General features: G+C 66.4%; 21 protein-coding genes. 12 read left to right on the forward strand and 9 right to left on the reverse strand.

Features of this window, described 5'->3' with window-relative positions; all coding sequences use genetic code 11:
* The 5 genes from ACR9ZJ_RS09765 to hemC form a co-directional block, all read left to right on the forward strand.
* On the forward strand, positions 1 to 906 hold a 906-nt coding region (locus ACR9ZJ_RS09765), incomplete at its 5' end, for a prolyl oligopeptidase family serine peptidase (RefSeq protein WP_481287649.1).
* A 4-nt stretch (positions 907 to 910) separates the two neighbouring features.
* Positions 911 to 1,579: an alpha/beta hydrolase gene (locus ACR9ZJ_RS09770; protein WP_481282096.1), complete on the forward strand. Its 669-nt coding sequence runs from the start codon at positions 911 to 913 to the stop codon at positions 1,577 to 1,579.
* A 44-nt stretch (positions 1,580 to 1,623) separates the two neighbouring features.
* On the forward strand, positions 1,624 to 2,691 hold the full coding sequence (locus ACR9ZJ_RS09775) for a sensor histidine kinase (RefSeq protein ID WP_481287650.1): 1,068 nt from the start codon (positions 1,624 to 1,626) through the stop codon (positions 2,689 to 2,691).
* Positions 2,669 to 3,382, forward strand: coding sequence for a LytR/AlgR family response regulator transcription factor (locus ACR9ZJ_RS09780; RefSeq protein ID WP_481282094.1), 714 nt, complete (start codon positions 2,669 to 2,671; stop codon positions 3,380 to 3,382). The genes ACR9ZJ_RS09775 and ACR9ZJ_RS09780 overlap by 23 nt, the downstream gene beginning before the upstream one ends.
* Before the next feature lie 83 nt (positions 3,383 to 3,465).
* Positions 3,466 to 4,386, forward strand: coding sequence for a hydroxymethylbilane synthase (gene hemC, locus ACR9ZJ_RS09785; protein WP_481287651.1), 921 nt, complete (start codon positions 3,466 to 3,468; stop codon positions 4,384 to 4,386).
* Between the two features lie 59 nt (positions 4,387 to 4,445).
* Here hemC and ACR9ZJ_RS09790 read toward each other — a convergent pair whose 3' ends face one another.
* Both ACR9ZJ_RS09790 and ACR9ZJ_RS09795 read right to left on the reverse strand, forming a co-directional pair.
* Positions 4,446 to 5,303 carry a DUF481 domain-containing protein gene (locus ACR9ZJ_RS09790; RefSeq protein ID WP_426286101.1) on the reverse strand — a complete coding sequence of 286 codons (858 nt, stop codon included), beginning with the start codon at positions 5,301 to 5,303 and terminating at the stop codon, positions 4,446 to 4,448.
* A gap of 81 nt (positions 5,304 to 5,384) precedes the next feature.
* Positions 5,385 to 6,311 carry a hypothetical protein gene (locus tag ACR9ZJ_RS09795; RefSeq protein ID WP_481282092.1) on the reverse strand — a complete coding sequence of 309 codons (927 nt, stop codon included), beginning with the start codon at positions 6,309 to 6,311 and terminating at the stop codon, positions 5,385 to 5,387.
* Between the two features lie 219 nt (positions 6,312 to 6,530).
* Between ACR9ZJ_RS09795 and ACR9ZJ_RS09800 the strand changes: the two genes are divergently transcribed.
* Both ACR9ZJ_RS09800 and ACR9ZJ_RS09805 read left to right on the forward strand, forming a co-directional pair.
* A complete protein-coding gene (locus tag ACR9ZJ_RS09800) occupies positions 6,531 to 7,520 on the forward strand; it encodes a helix-turn-helix transcriptional regulator (RefSeq protein WP_306848655.1) in 990 nt (329 codons plus the stop codon).
* A gap of 9 nt (positions 7,521 to 7,529) precedes the next feature.
* A complete protein-coding gene (locus ACR9ZJ_RS09805) occupies positions 7,530 to 8,471 on the forward strand; it encodes a patatin-like phospholipase family protein (protein ID WP_481282091.1) in 942 nt (313 codons plus the stop codon).
* A 14-nt stretch (positions 8,472 to 8,485) separates the two neighbouring features.
* Here the strand turns inward: ACR9ZJ_RS09805 and ACR9ZJ_RS09810 are convergent, their stop codons facing one another.
* The 7 genes from ACR9ZJ_RS09810 to ACR9ZJ_RS09840 all read right to left on the reverse strand — a co-directional run bounded on the left by ACR9ZJ_RS09810 (position 8,486) and on the right by ACR9ZJ_RS09840 (position 13,517).
* On the reverse strand, positions 8,486 to 9,202 hold the full coding sequence (locus ACR9ZJ_RS09810) for a glycosyltransferase (protein WP_306848650.1): 717 nt from the start codon (positions 9,200 to 9,202) through the stop codon (positions 8,486 to 8,488).
* A gap of 80 nt (positions 9,203 to 9,282) precedes the next feature.
* Complete coding sequence (locus ACR9ZJ_RS09815) at positions 9,283 to 10,017, reverse strand: DUF3379 family protein (protein WP_481282089.1); 735 nt, start codon at positions 10,015 to 10,017, stop codon at positions 9,283 to 9,285.
* Positions 10,014 to 10,547, reverse strand: a complete 534-nt coding sequence (locus ACR9ZJ_RS09820; RefSeq protein ID WP_481282088.1) for a sigma-70 family RNA polymerase sigma factor — start codon at positions 10,545 to 10,547, stop codon at positions 10,014 to 10,016. Before ACR9ZJ_RS09820 ends, ACR9ZJ_RS09815 begins: the two co-directional genes overlap by 4 nt.
* Before the next feature lie 23 nt (positions 10,548 to 10,570).
* Positions 10,571 to 11,443 (reverse strand): ParB/RepB/Spo0J family partition protein, encoded by an 873-nt coding sequence (locus tag ACR9ZJ_RS09825; protein ID WP_481282087.1) that lies wholly within the window; start codon positions 11,441 to 11,443, stop codon positions 10,571 to 10,573.
* Positions 11,444 to 11,453: 10 nt separating this feature from the next.
* Positions 11,454 to 12,302: a ParA family protein gene (locus ACR9ZJ_RS09830; RefSeq protein ID WP_481287652.1), complete on the reverse strand. Its 849-nt coding sequence runs from the start codon at positions 12,300 to 12,302 to the stop codon at positions 11,454 to 11,456.
* An 82-nt stretch (positions 12,303 to 12,384) separates the two neighbouring features.
* Positions 12,385 to 13,014, reverse strand: a complete 630-nt coding sequence (rsmG, locus tag ACR9ZJ_RS09835; RefSeq protein WP_481282085.1) for a 16S rRNA (guanine(527)-N(7))-methyltransferase RsmG — start codon at positions 13,012 to 13,014, stop codon at positions 12,385 to 12,387.
* A 68-nt stretch (positions 13,015 to 13,082) separates the two neighbouring features.
* Positions 13,083 to 13,517, reverse strand: coding sequence for an SPFH domain-containing protein (locus ACR9ZJ_RS09840; RefSeq protein ID WP_481287653.1), 435 nt, complete (start codon positions 13,515 to 13,517; stop codon positions 13,083 to 13,085).
* A 248-nt stretch (positions 13,518 to 13,765) separates the two neighbouring features.
* Between ACR9ZJ_RS09840 and ACR9ZJ_RS09845 the strand changes: the two genes are divergently transcribed.
* The 5 genes from ACR9ZJ_RS09845 (at position 13,766) to ACR9ZJ_RS09865 (ending at position 20,448) form a co-directional block, all read left to right on the forward strand.
* On the forward strand, positions 13,766 to 14,035 hold the full coding sequence (locus tag ACR9ZJ_RS09845; RefSeq protein ID WP_481282083.1) for a hypothetical protein: 270 nt from the start codon (positions 13,766 to 13,768) through the stop codon (positions 14,033 to 14,035).
* Positions 14,035 to 14,298 carry a hypothetical protein gene (locus ACR9ZJ_RS09850; protein ID WP_481282082.1) on the forward strand — a complete coding sequence of 88 codons (264 nt, stop codon included), beginning with the start codon at positions 14,035 to 14,037 and terminating at the stop codon, positions 14,296 to 14,298. The genes ACR9ZJ_RS09845 and ACR9ZJ_RS09850 overlap by 1 nt, the downstream gene beginning before the upstream one ends.
* Positions 14,299 to 14,301: 3 nt before the next feature.
* The gene (locus ACR9ZJ_RS09855) at positions 14,302 to 15,903 is read left to right on the forward strand and encodes a PepSY-associated TM helix domain-containing protein (protein WP_481287654.1); all 1,602 of its coding nucleotides are present in this window, start codon (positions 14,302 to 14,304) and stop codon (positions 15,901 to 15,903) included.
* Positions 15,904 to 16,229: 326 nt separating this feature from the next.
* Positions 16,230 to 17,222 carry a LacI family DNA-binding transcriptional regulator gene (locus ACR9ZJ_RS09860; protein ID WP_481282080.1) on the forward strand — a complete coding sequence of 331 codons (993 nt, stop codon included), beginning with the start codon at positions 16,230 to 16,232 and terminating at the stop codon, positions 17,220 to 17,222.
* 187 nt (positions 17,223 to 17,409) lie between these two features.
* Entirely contained in the window at positions 17,410 to 20,448 is a 3,039-nt protein-coding gene (locus ACR9ZJ_RS09865) for a TonB-dependent receptor (RefSeq protein ID WP_481287655.1), read from the forward strand.
* Position 20,449 lies beyond the last annotated feature (1 nt).

Here is a 20,449-nt window from a genome sequence, read left to right on the forward strand (position 1 = left end):
CGCTCGTCGGCAGCGTCAGATGTGTATAAGAGACAGGAGTATGACGGCGTCACCGGCTCGTTGAAGACCATCTTCGAAGTGAAGCCGGCCGCCGACTATTCGAAGGTTCGCGTCACCCGGGTGGAAGGCACCTCGAAGGATGGCAGCAAGATTCCGGTCACCGTGATCGCGATGGACGGCGTCACGCCCAACGGCAAGCGCCCCACCATCCTCTATAGCTATGGCGGCTTCGGGATTCCGGTCACCCCGGGTTTCGTCGGCCCGAACCTGGCGTGGCTGGAGCGTGGCGGCGTGCTGGCTTACGCCAACATCCGCGGCGGCAACGAGTTCGGCGAGGCCTGGCACGAGCAGGGCCAGAAGCAGCGCAAGCAGAACGTGTTCGACGACTTCTTCGCGGCTTCGCAGGCGCTGATCGACACGAAGTGGACCGACACGGGCCACCTGGGCATCCTCGGCGGCAGCAACGGTGGGTTGTTGATGGGCGCGGCGCTCACCCAGCATCCCGAGCAATACCGCGCGGTGGTCGGTGCCGTGGGAATTTACGACGTGCCGCGCCACGAAACCGCTTTTGCGAACGGGCCGTACAACGTGAGCGAGTACGGCTCGGTCAAGGACCCCACGATCGCGAAGGCCATGCTGGCGTACTCGCCCCTGCACAACGTGAAGAAGGGAACGAAGTACCCGGCCGTGTTGTTGACCACGGGCGCGAACGATCCGCGCGTGGCGCCCTGGCAGTCGCGCAAGTTCGCCGCCGCCCTGCAGGATGCCAGTACTTCGGGCCAGCCGGTGCTGCTGCTCACGCGCATGAACGCCGGCCATGGCATCGGCGCACCCTTCAGCCAGCGCGTGGGCAACCAGGCGCTGTCGATGACCTTCTTCGCGACCGAACTCGGATTGGGGGAATAAGCGCATGTCCTTGCCCACCGTCGAACGCGAAACCCGTCCTTCGCCCGTCTGGTCGGTGATCTGGCTGCATGGCCTGGGCGCGGACGGCGACGACTTCGCACCGATCGTGCCCGAGCTGGTCGACCCGGCGTGGCCGGGAATACGCTTCGTATTCCCCCATGCGCCGATCCGGCCGGTGACGGTGAACAGCGGCATGCCCATGCGAGCCTGGTACGACATCAAGGGTCTCGCGATCGCCGACAAGCAGGATGTCGAAGGCATCCGCGCCTCGATCGCCGACGTGGAAGCCCTGATCGCGCGCGAGGTGGAACGTGGCGTGCCCGCGTCGCGCGTCGTGCTGGCCGGTTTCTCCCAGGGCGGCGCGATGGCGCTTTCGGCGGGCCTCCGTCATCGCGAGTCGCTGGCAGGCATCCTGGTGCTGTCGGCGTACCTGCCCCTGCACGATACGATCGAGGCGGAACGCAGCGGTGCGAACCATGCCACGCCGATCTTCTGGGGACATGGCAGTGCCGATCCGATCGTGCCCATAACCCTGGGCGAGCAATCGCGCCGGGCCCTGGAAACGCTCGGGCACCGCATCGACTGGCATAGCTATCCCATGGGCCACCAGGTCAGCCTGGCGGAGATCGCGGACATTCGCGCCTGGCTCGCGGAGCGTTTCGCCGACGCGTGACCGGCCGCGCGCTGGCGCCGGGGAGCATCCGGCATACTCGCCGCATGCCAGCCGCCCCGTCCGCCAGCCCCGCCCCTCCACGCCCACCATCGGCGCCGCTGCCCGATTTCTGCAGCCTGCCGGTGCTGTTCGCATTGCTGGTGGTCGGTGCGCTCACCGTCACCCTGATGTGGCTCGCGCCGGGTAACGACGGTGACTTGCGCGACTATTGCATCGCCGTGTTGTTCACCAGCTGGTTGTCGATGTTGCTGACGGTGGCGCTGTGCAAGCTGCGCCCCTGGATGCAGCGGCTGCCCTGGCTGTGGCCTTACGCCGCCGTATGGCTGCTGTTGGTGGTCACGGTGGGAGTCAGCGCCACCCTGCTCGGCTGGATCGACCACAACCTCGGTGCCGGCCTCAGCCCGGCTTCGCGATTCCGCTTCGTGCGCGATAGCGTGCTTGCCACCGGCCTCCTTGGCGCGGGGTTGCTGCGCTACTTCTATGTCGTGGCGCAATGGCAGGCACGCGTGGCGGCGGAGGCGCAGGCTCAGGTGGCCGCCTTGCAGGCGCGCATCCGGCCGCACTTCCTCTTCAACAGCATGAATGCCGTGGCCGCCCTGATCCGCGTGGACCCCGACGCCGCCGAGCGCACCGTCGAAAACCTCGCCGAGCTGTTTCGCGCCGCCCTGGGCAGCGACCCGTCGTCCGTGGGAACGCTGGGCGAGGAATGGGCGCTGGTGGATCGCTACCTGGAGATCGAGGCGTTGCGCCTGGGCGACCGGCTGCGTGTGGAGCGTGCCATCGACGTGCCGGACGACCTCCCGCTGCCGCGCCTGCTATTGCAGCCGCTGGTGGAAAACGCGATCCGCCACGGGATTCAGCCCAGCCGCGCGGGTGGCACGATCCGCCTCGGTGGCCGCCGCGTGCCGGGCGGCGTGGAGATCGTGGTCGACAATCCGCTGTCCGACGCGCCCGCCACCCCGGGTAACGGGCACGGCTTGCGCAGCGTCCGTGAACGCGTGCGCTTCCACTTCGGCGAACGCGCCGCGGTGCGCGCCGAGACCGATGACAACCGTTTCGTCGTGACCCTGTTCCTGCCGGAGTCCGCGCATGCGCGTACTGATCGCCGATGACGAACCGCTGGCGCGGATGCGCCTGCGCACCTTGCTGGGCCGCCGCCAGGACATCACCGTGGTGGGCGAGGTCGCCGATGGCGATGCCGTGCTGGAGGCTTGCGCCCAGTGGAAACCCGACCTCGTCCTGCTCGACATCGAAATGCCCGGACTGACGGGAACGCTCGCGGCGAAGCGGCTCGCCACCTTATCGGCGCCGCCCCAGGTGATTTTCTGTACCGCCTACGAACAACACGCGCTCAGCGCCTTCGACCTCGGTGCGACGGACTACCTGTTGAAGCCGGTTCGCGCCGAGCGGCTGGACGAGGCGATGGAGCGCGCCATGGCGAGACTCCGGCCTGCCCACGCCGAAAGGGGTGCCTGGTTGCGTGCCAGGCATGGCGCGGACGAGGTACGCGTGGCGCTCGATGAGGTGCTCTACCTTCTCGCGGACGAGAAGTACGTGGCCGTACACCACCGTGGCGGCATGTGGCTGATCGACGAATCGCTGCGCCAGCTGGAGGCCGCGCATGGCGAGCGCCTGGTGCGCCTGCATCGCAATTGCCTCGTTCCGCGCGAACGTCTGCTGGGATTGAAGACCCTCGCCGACGGGCGCGTACTGGCCCGCCTGGCCGGCACCGAGGTCGCCCCCGAGGTGAGCCGGCGCAACCTGCCGGGGATCCGCCAGCTGCTCCGCACGCCCGGCGCCTGACACCGGGACGTCGCACCGCGCTGCGCTCGAGGGTGGTTTGCGGGACAATCGTCACCTTTCACGATAGCCCTGTACGGACCGCCATGACCGCACCGCTCCGCATCGCCACCCGCAAGAGTGCGCTGGCCCTCTGGCAAGCCGAACACGTGGCCAGCCTGCTGCGCCAAGCGCATCCCGGGCTGGCCGTCGAGCTGGTACCGCTCTCCACGCGCGGCGACGAGATCCTCGACCGCTCGCTTGCCACGATCGGCGGCAAGGGCCTGTTCCTGAAGGAACTGGAGGTGGCGATGCTGGAGGATCGCGCGGATATCGCCGTGCACTCCCTGAAAGACGTTCCCGCCGAGCTGGAGCCGGGTTTCGTCCTTTCCGCCGTCCTGCCACGCGCCGACGCCGCCGACGCCTTCATCGCCAACGATTACGCGAACCTCGCCGAACTGCCCAACGGCGCCCGCGTCGGCACGTCGTCGTTGCGCCGCCAGGCCCAGTTGCGCGCGTTGCGTCCCGACCTGCAGTTGCTCGACCTGCGCGGCAACGTGAACACGCGGCTGGCCAAGCTCGATGACGGTCATTACAACGCGATCATCCTCGCCTGCGCGGGCGTGGAGCGGCTGGGCCTCGGTCAGCGCATCCGTACGCGACTGGCCAGTCCCGGCTGGCTGCCGGCTCCAGGCCAGGGCGCGATCGCCGTGGAGTCCCGAGCGAACGACAGGCGCGTGAATGAATTGCTCGCAGCGCTGGAAGACGAGGAAACCCGCATCGCCGTGAACGCGGAGCGGGCGATGAACGAAAAGCTCGGCGGCAGTTGCGCGGTGGCCATCGGCGCGTGGTGCGTCGTCGCCGAACACGGGCTCACCTTGCACGGCATGGTCGGCAACGCCGCCACGGGCGAGCTGCTGCATGCGCAGGCGGACAGCAGGGGCGACACGCCGGTGGAGTTGGGGCAGGAAGTGGCTGCGATGCTCCTGGCATTGGGTGCCGAGGAGTTCTTGAAGCCGCAGCGGTGAGGGGTTCCGGGGTAAGAGCATCGCCGACAAGTCGGCGATGCTTTCCCGAAGCCGAACCGTCAGAAGTTGTAGACGAGGTTGGTCGTCATCAGCTTGTCCGTGCTGACCGTGCCCGGCTGCGTGTCGCTGTTGTAGCGGATCTGGTAGCCGACCTTGAGCGCCATCTTCTTCGTCATGCTGACCGAGACGCCGATGTCGTTCTGGTAGTACTGGTTCTTCGAGCCCGCTTCCACCAGCAGCGTGTCTTCCAGCGCCGTGTTGTCGGTGAGGCGGTACTTGCCGTTGATCAGGCCACGGCCGACGACTTCGCTCTCGGCGCTCGGCGTGTAGGTCTCGGAGAGGGCATTGCCCTCGGCGTCGACAGCCGGCGTGCCGTCGGCGTTCAACACCGCGCGGGTCGACTTCGCCGGCTGGTAGCGCTTGAAACCGGGACCGATTTCGAACGAGAGTTCGGCGCGTTCGTTCTTCAGCGCGATGTAACCGTAACCGACCGAGATGATGCCCTGCCACAGGTTGGCGCCGAAATCGTCGTGTTCGTAGCGGGCGGCGGTCACCACGTAGCTGCGCGGATCGAACTTGTAGCCGACCGAGGCGCCCGTGTCGTAACGGTTCGCGGTGGTGCTGAACTTGTCGACGGTGTTGCCGTCGCCGTCGGTGACCGACACCTCGCCCTTCGAGCGCAGGCCGTTGAGGAAGAAGTTGTTCTTCCAGACCTCGTTTTCCTGGCTGAGGCCGAGCTTCGCATTGGCGTTCTCGGAGCGCGAGTTGCCACGGGACGAGGCGAAACCGAATTCGCCCGAACCCGTCCAGCCGCCATTCTGGGACGGGTCCTGGTTCGGATTGGCGTTGGCGTCCTGTGCCGATGCCGTGAACGGCAGCGCGGCGAGGACGAGCGTGGCGATAAGCAGTTTTTTCATCGTCTACCCGGATGTGGATTGGAAAGGGAGTTCTTCGGCCGTCTGGACGGCCAGCGGCGCGCCCCCGCGCCATGATCTTGCCTAGCCTGTGACCAGCCGGGCGTATGCGCGGCCATAGAGCCGCTGTTCGAGACATTGACCGACAACGCAGCTTAACGCGGCCAGACCGGCGGCCCACGCCTGCATCGCACCCGTCGGATGGGCGATCAACAGCAGGCAAGGCAATCCGATCGCGAGTGCCGCGACGCCGAAGCGCCAGCCAAGCAGCGAAACCGCGCTACGGCCGCCCGTGATGCTCGCGGTCTTGCCGCATTCCTCGGCCAGCTGGCGCAACGCGCGCCAGCGCATGCCCTCCACCAGGCCCAGGGCGAGCGCCACCCCGAGCAGGGCCAGTCGCCACGGATTGAGCGGATCGATCGGCGTCTCAACCTGCAATGCGACGCAGAGCCAGAACCACAAGCCTCCGGCGAAGAGGGCGGAGATCGTCCGGCCGAGCGGGAGGGTATTGGCCATCGAGGCCACCGGGCCGCGCAGGCCGCGCGAATCGCCGCGTGCCGTGTAGACCAGGGTGGCCAGGCTGCAGAGCATGAGTACCGCGCCGGCCAGCCGGGTGGCCCAGAAATCGTTGCCACCGCGCGCGAGGCCGCCCAGGGCCAGCATCGGCAGGAAGGTCGCCATGGCGATCATGCCTTCCGGGGTCGGCATCATCCGTTTCACGGGATTCCAGCCGTGCCATTCCGGCGCGAAGGGCAAGCGCAGGCAGGTCGCCACGAGGCCAACGCCCACCAGCACCAGCCCGATCGACAACGGGGCGAGCACATCGCCGCGGCCGTCCGGATAGAGACCCAGGGCCAGGGCGGTGCCGAGCACCATCCACAGGCCATAGCCGGTGGCGCTGGCCGTCTGCACGACCACGATCGGTAGGGAGAACAAGCTGGTGAGCGCGCCATCGCCATCGGACAGCCCGTGGGCCAGCGCGATGGGGGGCGCCTCGTTCGGTTCCGCCATGGTCGGGGGAGGCCTTCGGCGAATCGCAAAGGCTGCATTTTTGCGCCTATTGGTGCCGGGCGCAAACCCGGGACTCCCACCGGTACGGAAATCCTACGGCGCGCACCGCAGTCATCCCTTGCGGAGCGCACCGCCCACCGCCATGCTTGGCCTGCGTAGATACGGGCATCACGCCCGCGCGGACACACTTCCCGAAAGCTCCATCTGCCGGCGACACCCATGGACCGCTACGAGCGCATTCTCACCCTGCACAGGCTGCTTAAGTCGGCCCATTACCCGGTACCCCTGTCGCGGCTGATGGACGAGCTGGAATGCTCGCGCGCCACGCTCTATCGCGACGTGGCCTTCCTGCGCGATGCGCTGGGCGCGCCCGTGCAGAGCGTAGCCGGCGAACAGGCCTCGTTCCGCTACGAAGCGGGCGAGGGCGACAGCTTCGAACTGCCCGGCCTGTGGCTGACCAGCGACGAACTCGCCGCCCTGATGGCCTTGAACGAACTGATCGGTCGTTCCGATCCGGGCGTGCTGGCCGGCGCGCTGGCGCCCTTCAAGGCTCGCATCGAGCGGCTCCTCTCCGACCATGGCAGCGGCAAGGCCCTGCCCGTGGACCGCATCCGGGTGATCTCCTGGGGCGCGCGCAAGATGGACCAGCAGGTATTCCGCATGGTCGCCGGCGCCGTGCTCGAACGCCGCCAACTGAGTTTCCGCTACCGCGCCCGCACGACGAACTCCGATACGAAGCGCACCGTATCGCCGCAGCGACTGACCCATTACCGCGACAACTGGTACCTCGATGTCTGGGACCACGATCGCGAGGCGCTGCGCAGCTTCGCGGTCGACCGCATCGCCGAGCCGCAGGCGCTGGACGCGAAGGCGAAAGACGTGGAAGAGGCGGAACTCAACGACCTGCTCGCCTCCAGCTACGGCATCTTCGCCGGCAAGCCGAAAGCCTGGGCCACCATTCGTTTCTCCTCGCACGCCGCGCGCTGGGTGGCCGACGAGCACTGGCATTCCCAACAGAAGGGCGAGTGGTTGCCCGACGGCCGCTACGAACTGAAGGTGCCGTACTCGAACTCGCGCGAACTGCTGATGGATGTACTCAAGTACGGTCCGGATGCCGAGATCGTCTCGCCGCTGCCCTTGCGCGAGGAAATGAAGATCCTGCTGCAACTGGCCCTTTCCGGGTACCAGGGCAACGGCAACCGTCATTAAGCAGGTTTCATGAGCGACCTCGACATCGCCGATCCCGGCGCACTGCCCGCCACCACCGGCGAGCCGCGCAAACCGCGCGTCGCGCTGGCATTGGGTGCGGGCGCGGCCAAAGGCCTCGCTCACATCGGCGCCATCGAGGAACTGGAGCAACGCGGCTTCGAGATCGTCGCCGTCGCCGGCACCTCGATGGGCGCCCTCATCGGCGGCATCTACGCCATGGGCAAGCTCGACATCTACCGCGACTGGGTCTCCACGCTGGCCCGCTTCGATGTCCTGCGCCTGGTGGACTGGAGCTTCTCCGGTGGTGGGTTCATCAAGGGCGACCGGATCATGGCCGCCCTGCGCGAATTGATCGGCGAGGTGAACATCGAGGAGTTGCCGATCACGTACACGGCAGTGGCCACCGACATCGACCGGGAACGCGAGGTATGGCTCACCCGTGGACCGCTGTTCGACGCTATCCGTGCCTCGATCGCGATTCCCACGCTGTTCCGCCCCTATACGCATGAAGGCCGTCGCCTGGTCGATGGCGCCTTGCTCAATCCCTTGCCCGTGTTGCCCCTGATGCGCGAGGACGCGGATTACGTGGTGGCGGTGAGCGTGGATGGCGCGGCCGAGATGCAGCAACCGCCCGAACGCGACGTGGCCGCCGTGGCCGACAAGGGCTATGCCGCACGCCTCGGCCGCCTGATCGGGCGCGTGCTGCCGCAAGGCGAAACCAAGGTCAGGGACCCGGGCGCGTTCGAACTGATGACGCAGTCCATGGATCTCATGCAGGCGAATCTTTCGCGCCTGCGCCTGGCCGCCTATCCGCCCGACCTGCTGATCGAGATTCCGCGCAACGTGTCCACCGTGTACGAGTTCTATCGCGCACGCGAGTTGATCGAACTGGGGCGCGAACGGACTGCTCGCGCGCTGGACCATTGGACACCGCGAACGACCTTCCGCTAGACGGGCCCGGTGGGTCAGACCTCTTCGGTGCGGGTGACCTTGGCGCGGCGCATCAGCCATGCCACGCCGCGCAGGTCAGCAAGGCCGACCCAGAGGCGGTCGAGCATGCCGTATTTCGAGGTGCCCGCCGTGCGCGGACGGTGGCCCACCGGCACGCTCTGGCTGGCGAAGCCGGCACGCTTGACCAGGGCCGGAAGGTAGCGGTGCATGTGGTCGAAGTAGGGCAGGCGCAGGAAGGTCTCGCGCTCGAACAGCTTCAGGCCGCAGCCGGTGTCGGGCGTGTCGTCCTGGAGCATGCGCGAACGCACCGCGTTGGCGACCTTCGATGAGATGCGCTTGTTGAAGCTGTCGCGACGCGTGACGCGCCAGCCGGCGAACAGTTTCAGTTCCGGCTTGGCGCCCTCGCGGGCGGCCAGCAACTTGGGGATATCGGCCGGATCGTTCTGGCCGTCGCCGTCGAGCGTGGCTATCCATGGCGCGCGGGCGGCGCGCACGCCATTCCACACGGCCGTGCTCTGCCCGCTGCGGGTGAGGTGGCGGACGATCCGCAGTTCCGGATACTGCGCGCGGGCGGCGGTGAGCACGGCCACGCTGTCGTCGGTGCTGTCGTCGTCGACGTAGATGATCTCGAAGTCGATCCGTCCACGCAGGGCCGAAGCGATCTCGGCGAGAAGGGGCGGGATGTTGTCGCGCTCGTTGAAGACGGGCACGACCACGGCGAGGTCGGTCATCGCGGTTCCGGAGGCAGGAGGATTCGGGGCGGCATTATCGCCCAACCCGCGCCGGATGGGGCCGCCGCCGTGGCAATCGTTCAGATCCGGCCCACGGCCTGGCCGGCAGGACCCTCGATGGCGGCCCGCCAACCGCGCTCCACCGCATCCCGCGTGTTCCGGCTCGCGCCCTGCGCCATCACCACCAGGGTGCCGCCACTGAGCGCCACCTGACGTCCGTCCCAGCCGTCGCGGTGGAACTCGGTGGTCTTGTCGACCATCTTGCCGGGCATGTACAGGGCGACCACCGGCTCGTCGTTCATCCGGGTGACCACGTGCACCGCCGGGTACGGGCCGACCGTGCAGTCGTGCACGTAGGTGACGCCGGCCGGGGCGGGGCCCTTCAGCCGCGTGGCGCGGCCCACGAAACCTGCCTCGACCTGGGCGTCGGTCATCGGCTGGGTGAGGCTCAGCGCGTCCATTTCCTCCGGCATGTGCGCCACGGCGAGGGCAGGCAGGGAGTTGAGGTCGGCATGGCGCCAGAGCATCCCGACACCGGCGAAGGCGATCAAGACCGACGCGGCCATCGCCATCCAGGCGCGGCGCCGCCCCACCTGGCGGCGCCGTTCACCGGTGGCCTGGGCCAGCAGGATGCGATCGGCGAGCCCTTCGGGCACCGGCACGGCAAGGGCGGCTTCGAGGTCGTCCTCGAAGCGCTGGGCACGCTGCCAGAACGCGGCGCATCCGTCCTTGCAGCTGTCGCGATGGGCGAGGATCTCCGGATCGCGCGAGCGAGGCTCGGCGCCGACGCGGCGGCGGAATTCGAGGCAATTCATTTCCGGCCCCCCTCGGCCACGGCACGTCCGCCAAGCAGATCCTTCAGGCGCTGGCGTGCCCGGAACAGCTGGGTCATCACCGCGCCCGGTTGTTGCCCCGTGCTTTCGGCGATTTCCTCGCACGTCATCCCACCGAGCACCTGCATGGCGAGCGGATCGCGGTATTTGTCCGGCAGTTTCAACATGGCCTCGCGCACCTGCGCGGCGTCGCCGCTGCGTTCGGGGCTGGCGAAGGCGGCGTCTTCGGGCACGTTGTCGTCCAGTTCCACGGTATCCAGGCGCTTGCGTTCGTAGAGGCGCGCGTGCTCCCGGCGCAGGATGGTGATCAGCCAGGGCTTCGCCGATTCGGCGTCGCGGAGGCTGTCGAGGTTCTTCCACGCGCGCAGGAAGGTCTCCTGGACGAGGTCCTGGGCGACCGTCTCGGAGCGCGACAGCCAGAAGGCGTACCGGTAGAGGTCCGCCGACAGGGCGCGCACCATGGCTTCGTACTGGCGCTGCTTCGGATTCACACCCTCATGGACCGGCGCCATGCGCATTTCCTTACAGGCCGCGCTCAGCGGACCTTGGTGAGGATGCCATCCAGCTCGTCGAGGCTGTGGTAATGGATGACCAGCTTGCCCTTGCCGCCACGGCCATGGGCGAGTTCGACGCGGGTGGCGAAGCGTTCGGCCAGTTCACGTTCGAGATTGGCGATGTTCGGATCGACGGCCGCCGACCTGGCCTTGCCCTTCGGAGCCAGCTGGGCCTTGCGTGCGGCCTCTTCGAGTTCGCGCACCGTCCAGCCGTTGCGCGCCGCTTCCAGCGCCAACGGTTCGGCGATGGTGGCCGGCAAGGTGAGCAGGGCACGGGCATGGCCCATTTCCAGCTTGCTTTCGTCGAGCAGTTGCTTGATGGAGGCGGGCAGTTCGATCAGGCGGAGCAGGTTGGAGACCGCCGCGCGCGAGCGGCCGACCGCATCGGCGGCCTGCTGGTGGGTGAGGTCGAATTCGTCGATCAGGCGCTGCAAGGCCTGGGCTTCCTCGAGCGGAGTGAGCTCCTGGCGCTGGATGTTTTCGATCAGCGCCATGGCCAGCACGGACTGCTCGGGTACGTCCTTCACCAGCGCGGGAATCTCGCTCATCGAGGCACGCTGGGCCGCGCGCCAGCGGCGTTCGCCAGCGATCAGCTCGTAGCTGTTCTTGCCGATCGCGCGGACCACCACGGGCTGGATGAGGCCCTGGGCCTTGATCGAGGCGGCCAGTTCGTCGAGCGCCTCGTCGTTCCAGTGGCGTCGCGGCTGGTACTTGCCTGCCTGGATCTGGTGGATCGGCAACGAGCGCAGTTCGCCTTCCTGCTCGACGATCGAGGGGGCGGCGTCGGGACCCGCGCCGCCGCCGAGCAAGGCGTCGAGGCCACGGCCGAGTCCACGTTTCTTCGCTGCTGCCACTGGGTGCTCCTTAAGGGGTCGTCGGGGTCGCGCCGCTGGCATCGGGCGCGGCTTCGTCGAGATCGTTCGCCAGCTCGCCGGCATCATGCGCGTTCATCGCGCGCTCGCGACGGATGATCTCTCCAGCGAGGCCGATATAGGCGATGGCGCCACGCGAACCGCGATCGTACAGGTGGATCGGCTGGCCGTGGCTGGGTGCCTCGGCCAAGCGCACGTTGCGCGGGATGATCGAGCGAAGCACCTTCTCGCCGAAGTGCTGGGTGAGCTGTGCCGATACCTCGTTGCCGAGGTTGTTGCGCACGTCGTACATGGTGCGCAGGAGGCCTTCGACCTCCAGCTTCGGGTTCAGGCGCTGGCGCACGGCGGAGATCGTGTCGAGCAGGCTCGACAGCCCCTCCAGGGCGAAGTACTCGCACTGCACCGGAATCAGCACGCCATCGGCCGCGGTCAGCGCGTTCAGGGTGAGCAGGTGCAGCGAGGGCGGGCAGTCGATCAGGATCGTGTGGTACTTGTCCGATATCTTCGCCAGCTGTTCCTTCAGGCGATGCTCGCGCGCCATGCCGTCCATCAGCTTGAGTTCGGCGGCGGTGAGATCGCCATTGCCCGGCAGCAGGTCGAAGCCGGCTTCGGTGCGTACCAGCACGTCGCCGATGGCGGCTTCGTCCAGCAGCACTTCGCAACCGTTCGGCTTGGCCTCGTGCTTGTCCACGCCCGAGGCCATCGTGGCGTTGCCCTGCGGATCGAGGTCGACAAGCAGCACCTTGCGCTTCGCGGCGGCCAGGGCCGCGGCGAGGTTGACGGAGGTGGTGGTCTTGCCGACACCGCCCTTCTGGTTGGCGACTGCGAGGATGCGGGCCATGGAGTACCGGTAGCTACCGTGCGCGGAAAGGGCGTTAGCGTAGCATCTTCGATGGGGCGGGCCTTGGGGTCGGGACGCGCTTCTACGCCCGGCGGATGACCACGAGGTGCCGCTCCCCATCGACGCCCGGCACATGCAGCGCATGGATCGCCTCCACCTGGAATCCCTCCGGCACCCCGTCCAGTTCTTCCGCCGGATGCTTGCCCTTCATCGCCAGCCAGACGCCATCCGGCGCCAACAGATGGCCGCCCCAGCCGAGCATGTCGGCCAGGGAGGCGAAGGCGCGGGCCGTGACGCATTCGAACGTGCCCTCGACATCCTCGACGCGGCTCTGCAGGGCCCTTGCGTTGGTCAGCTTCAGCGAGCGGATCGCCTCGCGCAGGAAGCGGACCTTCTTTCCATTGGAGTCGACCATGAGCACGTCGCGCGCCGGTTCCGCGATGGCCAGCGGAATGCCGGGCAGACCTGGCCCTGTGCCGAGGTCGGCCAAGGTGCGCCCATGGACGTAGGGAAGGATCGCCAGCGAATCGAGCAAGTGGCGGGCGATCATCTCGTCGGCGTTGCGCACAGCCGTCAGGTTATAGGCCGAGTTCCAGCGCTCCAGCAGCTCCCGGTAATCGAGCAGGCGATCGACGGCGCCATCGGGCAAGGTCAGGCCCAGGGCGGCGATGCCGCGTTCGAGTTGGGCTTGCAAGGCTTCGCGCGCGGTCATGCGGCACCTGGGTGAGGCGAGGGGCGCAAGAGTATGGAAGCGCCGGCGCGATGGCGCCAGCGCGGGGATCAGGCGGCGTCGAGTTCGACGCGGGTCACCAGCATGCCGCGAGCCCGGAGCGAACCGTTCACGGCGTGCTTGAGTTGCGTACCGACGGCGCGACGGTCGGCCGCATGGCCCGTGGCGGTATCGCGCAGGGCGGCGACGACGTTGCTGCGGATCAGTTCGGGCGCCTCATCGATGACTTCGTCGGCGACTTCCGGTTCGAGCACCTGCCAATAGACCGTGCCGCCCTCGAAGCGAAGTACCTGGCCGCCGAGATCGATCTTGTGGAAGACGCGGTCGAACACGGGAAGCACGACGTGGGTACCGGCGGTGAGCAGCGCGGGCGAGCGACCGAAGCGGCGCACGCTGTAGACCTTGCCTTCCGGGATGCGACGGACCGATGCCGCCGCGAGAGCGAAGGCGACGAGGGTCGTGGCAATGAGGGCGGTGGTCAACATGGCTGCTATATCAATCGGTTATCGATCTTTCCTGTCGCATCGCACAGCGAGATGCCGCATCGCGATGATCGCTGGGGTGTTAATTCTAATTTAACGGAGGGGGTTAACGCTAGTTTTACCAATGCCCCTATTCAGTTAACGGACGGGTTGGTCAAAACTTAAGCAGCACAAGGCCGCTGGCGCAGGTTTGACCGGCCAGTAGCAAATGATAATAATTATCAATCAGTCCTTGTCGCCGGTCTCCGTCCATGAATCTCCTCGGCTGCGTGGCAGCTTTCGTCGCCATGGCCCTCGCCTACCTGGCCTCGCGGAACCAGCGGTTGTTGTCGCGGCCGTTGGGACGCCCTGCCCGTCTCGGCGCCAGCGTGTTCGCCTTCGCGGCGCTGGTCGCGTGGATTGCCGGGGAGACCTCCCTGCCGGGCATTTTTTCGGCGCTGACGGCACTGATGCTGGGCGCCGTCGCCCTGCCCTACATCACATGGCTGTTCCGCCCGGCCACTGAACGGAAGCCACGCTGATGCTCGCCAAGACCTTCGCCGGCATCCTGCTTGGCTTGCCGTTGTCCATGGCCCTGGTCGCGGTGGCGATCTGGATCTGGCCGCATTCGAGCGAGTCGGTGGTCATCCCGATGATGGTGATCTTCTTTCCGCTGTGGATCGGGATCATGGCCGCCACCTTCCTCTTCCGCAGCGGTGTCCGCGCCTGGGCGTGGCTGGCCATGGCCAACCTCGCCGCGTTCGCCGCGCTGTTCCTCGCCAAGCACACGATGCCGGGGCTGTAACCGATGAAAGCCTCCACGCTGCGTACCTTCACCACGGTCCATACCTGGACCGGCCTGCTTGCCGGCTTCGCCCTGTTCATCGCGTTCTATGCCGGCGCGCTGACCATGTTCCACGAAGAGATCGACGCATGGGCCGTGCCTCGGGCCGAGATGGCCCGTGCGGACACCATGGACCGCGCGCACGCCATGCTGGCGGATATCGTGGCGAAGCACCCCGCGGCGGCCGAACAGATCGGCGTGACGTATCCCGCCGATCATCCTTCGCACGAAGTGGCCGCGTACTGGATGGAGAAGAACGGCGAGTGGAAGACCCAGTCGCTGGGCGAGACCGCGCCACGCGATTCGGAAGACCACGAACACGGCCTCGCCGATTTCGTCTACGAACTGCATTACGACCTCGGCATTCCGGTCGTCGGCATCTATCTCATGGGCGTCGTCAGCGTGATCTATGGACTGGCGTTGCTGACGGGACTGCTCATCCACCTGCCGAACCTCGTGCGCGAACTGTTCGCGCTGCGTCCCGGGCACAACCTCAAGCGCCTGTGGCAGGACGCGCATAACGTCATCGGCATCCTCAGCCTTCCCTTCCACATCATCTTCGCGATCACGGGCGCCTTGCTCTGCCTCACCCTCGTGATGCTGGTCGCGTTCAACACGGCCATCTTCGACGGCAAGCTGATGCCCGCCTTCGAGCGCATGACGAGCGCCTTGCCGGCCACGCAGGACAAGGGCGGCATGGCGGTGATGCTGTCGCCCGCCGAACTCGGCGCGCGCGCGCGGCAGGCCGCGCTCGCCGCCGGCGCCGCGAACTTCGAACCGGATTACATGCGCTACGTGCACTACGGGCGGCAGGGCGCCGCGGCGGAAGTGCGCGGCACATCCAGGAAGACGCTCGGTGAATACGGGATGGTCTCGCTCGATGCCACGGACGGGCACGTGCTCGGCATGCAGCTGAGCGGCGCGCGCGATGCGAACCACGCCACGTACTCGGCGATCTTCGGCCTGCACTTCGGCAGCTTCGGCGGCCTCTCGCTGCGCTGGCTGTATTTCGTCCTCGGCCTCGCCGGCGCCTTCCTGTTCTATTCCGGCAATCTCCTGTACATCGAATCACGTCGCAAGCGGCGCCAGGCGAACCAGCCGTTGAAGGTACGCGCGATGGCCACGGCCACCGTCGGCGTCTGCATCGGTGCGTGCTTCGCGATCTCGACCACCTTCCTCGCGAACCTGTTGGGCCCGCTTTGGGGCGCCTCGCCTACGGCCATCGTCCAGCCCGTATGCTTCACGGCCTTCGCCGCGGCGATCCTCTGGACCTTCTGGCGCCTGCCCGCCAGGGCGGCGGTGGAGTTGCTCTGGGCCACCGCCTTCATCAGCGTGGCCGTCGGGGTGCTCGACGCGACGATCCATGGCGACCGCCTGCTCCGCACGCTCGGCGAAGGGCGCTTCGCGGTGCTCGGTGTCGACCTGGTCGCGATCGCGATGGGCGTGGGTTTCGCCTGGCTTGGCTTCGCCACGCGCCGTCGTGCCGTTGAAGGGGACCCATGCAGCGTGTGGTCGTCCCGGCGCGCAGGCAGCGAACGATCCGCCCGCGAACTGCAGGAAGCGTGAGCGAATTCGGCAATTCCATGTAACGCCCGTTACGTGGTTCCTGACGCGACAGCTATTTACTTCCGTGAACAGTTTGTCTGCGTTTGCTGCTGCGCCGCCACAATTTCTTGCGTACCACTCAAGCCGCTGACCTCGCACGTATTTTCAAAGTGCTTCGGCAAGTGGTATCTCGTCTTCGCGTAGATCCTACCGCGATGCAGCAAACGGTTGATTTCGCACGCTTTACAATCCTGTGTGAAAACGTTTACGTTCCGCGCCGTCAGGCCCCGGGAGGGCTGGTCAAGGGCGATAACCACGTGAGTGTGACGATCAAAGACGTTGCGAGAATGGCCAACGTATCGGTGGCTTCCGTCTCGCGCGCCCTCAACGGCCACGGCGGTGTGACGGCGGAAACCCAGAAGCGCATCCGCGAGGTCGCGGCCCGCCTTCGCTATGTGCCGCATAACGCCGCGCGCAGCCTCATCACCCGCCGCACGCAGACCATCGGCGCCCTGCTGCCCGACCTGCATGGCGCCTTCTTCTCCGAACTGATCCGCGGCATCGACCTCGCCGCCCGCGCGCGTGGGTTGTACATGCTGGTTTCCAGCTCGCATGGCGATGCCACGGAAGCGGCGATCGCCCTGCGCGCGATGCAGGGCCGGGTCGACGGCCTTCTGGTGATGTCGCCCCATGCCGACGAGGCCTTCCTCGACGAGAACCTGCCGATCGTGCTGCCGACCGTGCTGATCAACAGCCACGTGCGCTCCGATCGCCATGCTTCGCTCGATGTCGACGATTTCGGCGGCGCCCGCGCGATGACCGAGCACCTGCTGAGCCTTGGCCGCAAGCGCATCGTCTTCATCGCGGGTCCGCAGGTGAACCACGATGTGCAGGAGCGTGCCCGTGGTTATCGCGAGGCATTGGCGAAGGCTGGCCTCGGCGACCGCGCCGTCATCCTGCCGGGCGACTTCACCGAGGAGTCCGGCTATCACGCGGGCAAACAGGCGCTGGCGATGGTGCCGCGCCCCGACGCGATCTTCGCCGCCAACGACATGATGGCGATCGGCTGCCTTTCAGCGCTTTCCGAAGCGAAGCTGCGCACGCCGGACGACATCGCCGTGGTCGGCTACGACGACATTCCCATGGCGCGCTACGTGACGCCACCGCTTACCACCGTCCGCATACGCATCGCCGAGCTGGGCGAGGCGGCGCTGGAACGCCTCGTCAAGATGATCGAGGCACCCGAGGACGCCGCGCCCGAACCGCGCGTCGTCGTCGGCACCGAACTGGTCGTGCGCGCCTCGTGTGGCGGCAGCGACACGGTACGACGACGGGCCTGACGCCCCGTCGGAACGCACGGCTTGCCGGGCCGTGGATGGGACTCCCCAGGACGGCGTCAATCTCAGGACTTCGCTCGACGCGATACACGGGGGCATAACGCTCCAAGAGTGGCTCGACCACCGCGACACGACAGCCATGTCGACTCCGTGGATCACACACATAGAAAACATTTGGGAGAGGGGAACAATGAAAGCCTCGATGCAGTTGAAGAAGAAGATTCTCGCCGGCGTCATCACCGCGACCGTCGCCGCCGCCGTGGTGGCGCCCCCGGCATTCGCGCAGTCGGCCAACGCGACCCTTCGCGGCAAGGCCTCGCCGGGCGCGAACGTCACCGCGTTCAATCCGCAGACGGGCCTGACCCGCCACGCCAAGGCCGGCGCGGATGGCATGTACATCATCAATGGCCTGCCGCCGGCGACGTACAAGGTCGATGCGGGTCCGGGCACCGAACAGACGGTGACGGTGACCGTCGCGTCGACCGCGACGCTGAACCTCGCCGCCGCGGCTCCCGCCGCCGGCGACGTCACCGCCAATGCGGCGAACGCCGCGTCGCTGGAAGGCGTGACGGTGAGCGCGACGACGCTGACCGAGGTGAGGACACCCGAAGTCGCCAAGACGATCTCGTTGCGCCAGATCCAGACCATTCCGCAGGTATCGCGCAACTTCCTCGAGTTCGCCGACACGGTCCCCGGCATGGTGTTCAGCGTCGACGCGCAAGGCCATACCTCGTTGCGCGGCGGCGCGCAGAACAACAGTTCCGTCAACGTCTTCATCGACGGCGTGGGCCAGAAGAGCTACGTGAAGGAGGGCGGCGTCGCCGGCCAGGTCAACAGCCAGGGCAACCCGTTCCCGCAGCTGGCCATCGGTGAGTACAAGGTCATCACCAGCAACTACAAGGCCGAGTACGACCAGGTCTCGTCGGCGGCGATCACGGCGGAGACGAAGTCGGGCACGAACGAATTCCATGGCGAGGTGTTCGACACCTATACCTCGGACAAGTACCGCAGCCGCACCCCTGCCGAGGAAGACGGCGACAAGGCGCGCTCGTTCGAGAAGGAATACGGTTTCGCGCTCGGCGGTCCGATCATCAAGGACAAGATGCACTTCTTCGTGACCTTCGAGCAGAAGAAGTTCGACACGCCGATCACCGTCACGCCGGGTTCCGATGTGCCCGCTTCCGCTGTCGGCCTGCTTCCGGCGGCCGCCCAGGCCGCGCTGGGTCCCGCCAACCTGCCGTTCGACGAAAAGCTGTATTTCGGCAAGATCGACTGGGAACTGACCGATCGCGACCGCATCGAGATCAGCACCCAGGTGCGCCGCGAGACCCAGGCCGACAACATCGGCGCGGGTCAGTCGCGCGAGCAGTCCATCACCACCGAGAACCACGACACCCGCGGCACCTTCCGCTGGCAGCACAGCGGCGACTGGTTCTTCAACGAGTTCAAGGCTTCGTACGAGAACTCGTCGAACGATCCCCTGCCGCTGAACTACGGCAACGGTTACAACTACACCTGGCGCCCGAACAACGACGCGGCCATCATCGGCATCGGCTCGGCATCGGCACTGGCCACCCAGATCAAGGGCCAGGAAGGTCCGATGATCTCGAACGACTTCACCTTCAACGACCTCACCTGGCATGGCGACCACGTCGTCAAGGTGGGATACAAGTACAAGGAGGTCACGCTGCACGCGCAGGATGCGCAGAACACCAATCCGCAGTTCTTCTACAACGTCGATGAAAACGGCACGAACGCACTGCCGTACCGGGCGCAGTTCTCCAACCCGGTGCCCGGCCTGAATTCGATCGCCGAGACCAACAGCAAGCAGTACGGCGCGTACATCCAGGACGACTGGTCGATCAACGACCACCTCATCCTGAACCTCGGCGTGCGCTGGGACAAGGAAAAGACCCCGTCCTACCTCGACTACGTCACGCCGCAGAACGTGATCGACGGCTTCAACTCGCTGGATCCGAACGCCCAGGACCAGTTCCCGGGCCAGACCTATGCACAGACGCTGGCCAAGGGTGGCATCAACTACCAGGACTACATCGGCAACGGCCACAACCGCCACGCGCAGAACCAGTGGGCGCCGCGACTGGGCTTCTCCTACGACCTGTTCGCCGACGAAGAGCACGTGATCCACGGCGGCGCGGGCCGCTCGTACGACCGCAACCTCTACGACTACCTGCAGCTGGAACAGACCAAGTCGGCCCTGCCGTACCAGGAGATCTTCTTCAACATTCCCGGCCGCAGCTGCAACGTCGGTCCGAACACGAACTGCGTGAACTGGGATCCGTCCTACCTCAACGGCCTCGAGAACCTGCAGGCGCTGGTCGCCGGCTCGAACAAGGGCCAGGAGGTCGACATGATGAACAACGACCTGAAGGCTCCGTATTCGGATCAGTTCAGCATCGGCATGTCGAACAAGATCGGCGACTGGAACACGGATGCGACGATCACGCGCGTGCTTTCCTATGACGGCTTCGCCTTCACGCTAGGCAACCGCTATCCGGACGGCTCGTTCTTCCAGAACGGTAGCCAGCCCTGGAACAACGGCGTGCCCGGCTTCGGTTCGATGATCATCGGTAACAACGGCATCCGCACGCGCACGACCCAGGTGCTGCTGTCGGCCGACAAGCCGTACACCCGCGAGTCGGGCTGGAGCGCGAACTTCGCATACACCTATACGCGCGCAAAGCAGAACCGCGACATCAAGGAACACTACTCGTTCGACGAGGCCACCATCCAGGATTATCCGTTCGTCACCTCGAACGCGGCGTCGAAGCATCGTTTCGTGGCGACCGGTTCGCTGGATGGCCCGTGGGGCCTCACCTTCTCGGCGAAGCTGACCCTTGCGACGCCGCTGCCCTGGAACGGTACGTATGGCTACGGTGGGGGATACCTTTTCCCGACTGGCGAGGCAAACCGTCCGGGCGCCTTTACTCCTCCGGGTTCGAAGTTCCTCGTCGGCGGAAAGATCTGGGGTTATCGCGACATCGACTTCCAGGCCACGAAGGACTTCGTGCTCAACGAAAACGATCAGACGAAGTTCTATATCCGTTTCGACATCCTGAACGTCTTCAACTGGAAGAACCTGGTCGACTACAACACGAACTTCGGGACTATCAACGCTCCGACGGGTACGCCGGTCGTGTTCAACAAGAAGGGCAACATCCAGTTCGTGCCGCGTACCGCCCGCTTCACGGCTGGCTTCAAGTTCTAAG

Source organism: Luteibacter sp. KNZ12-1A, assembly GCF_056755675.1.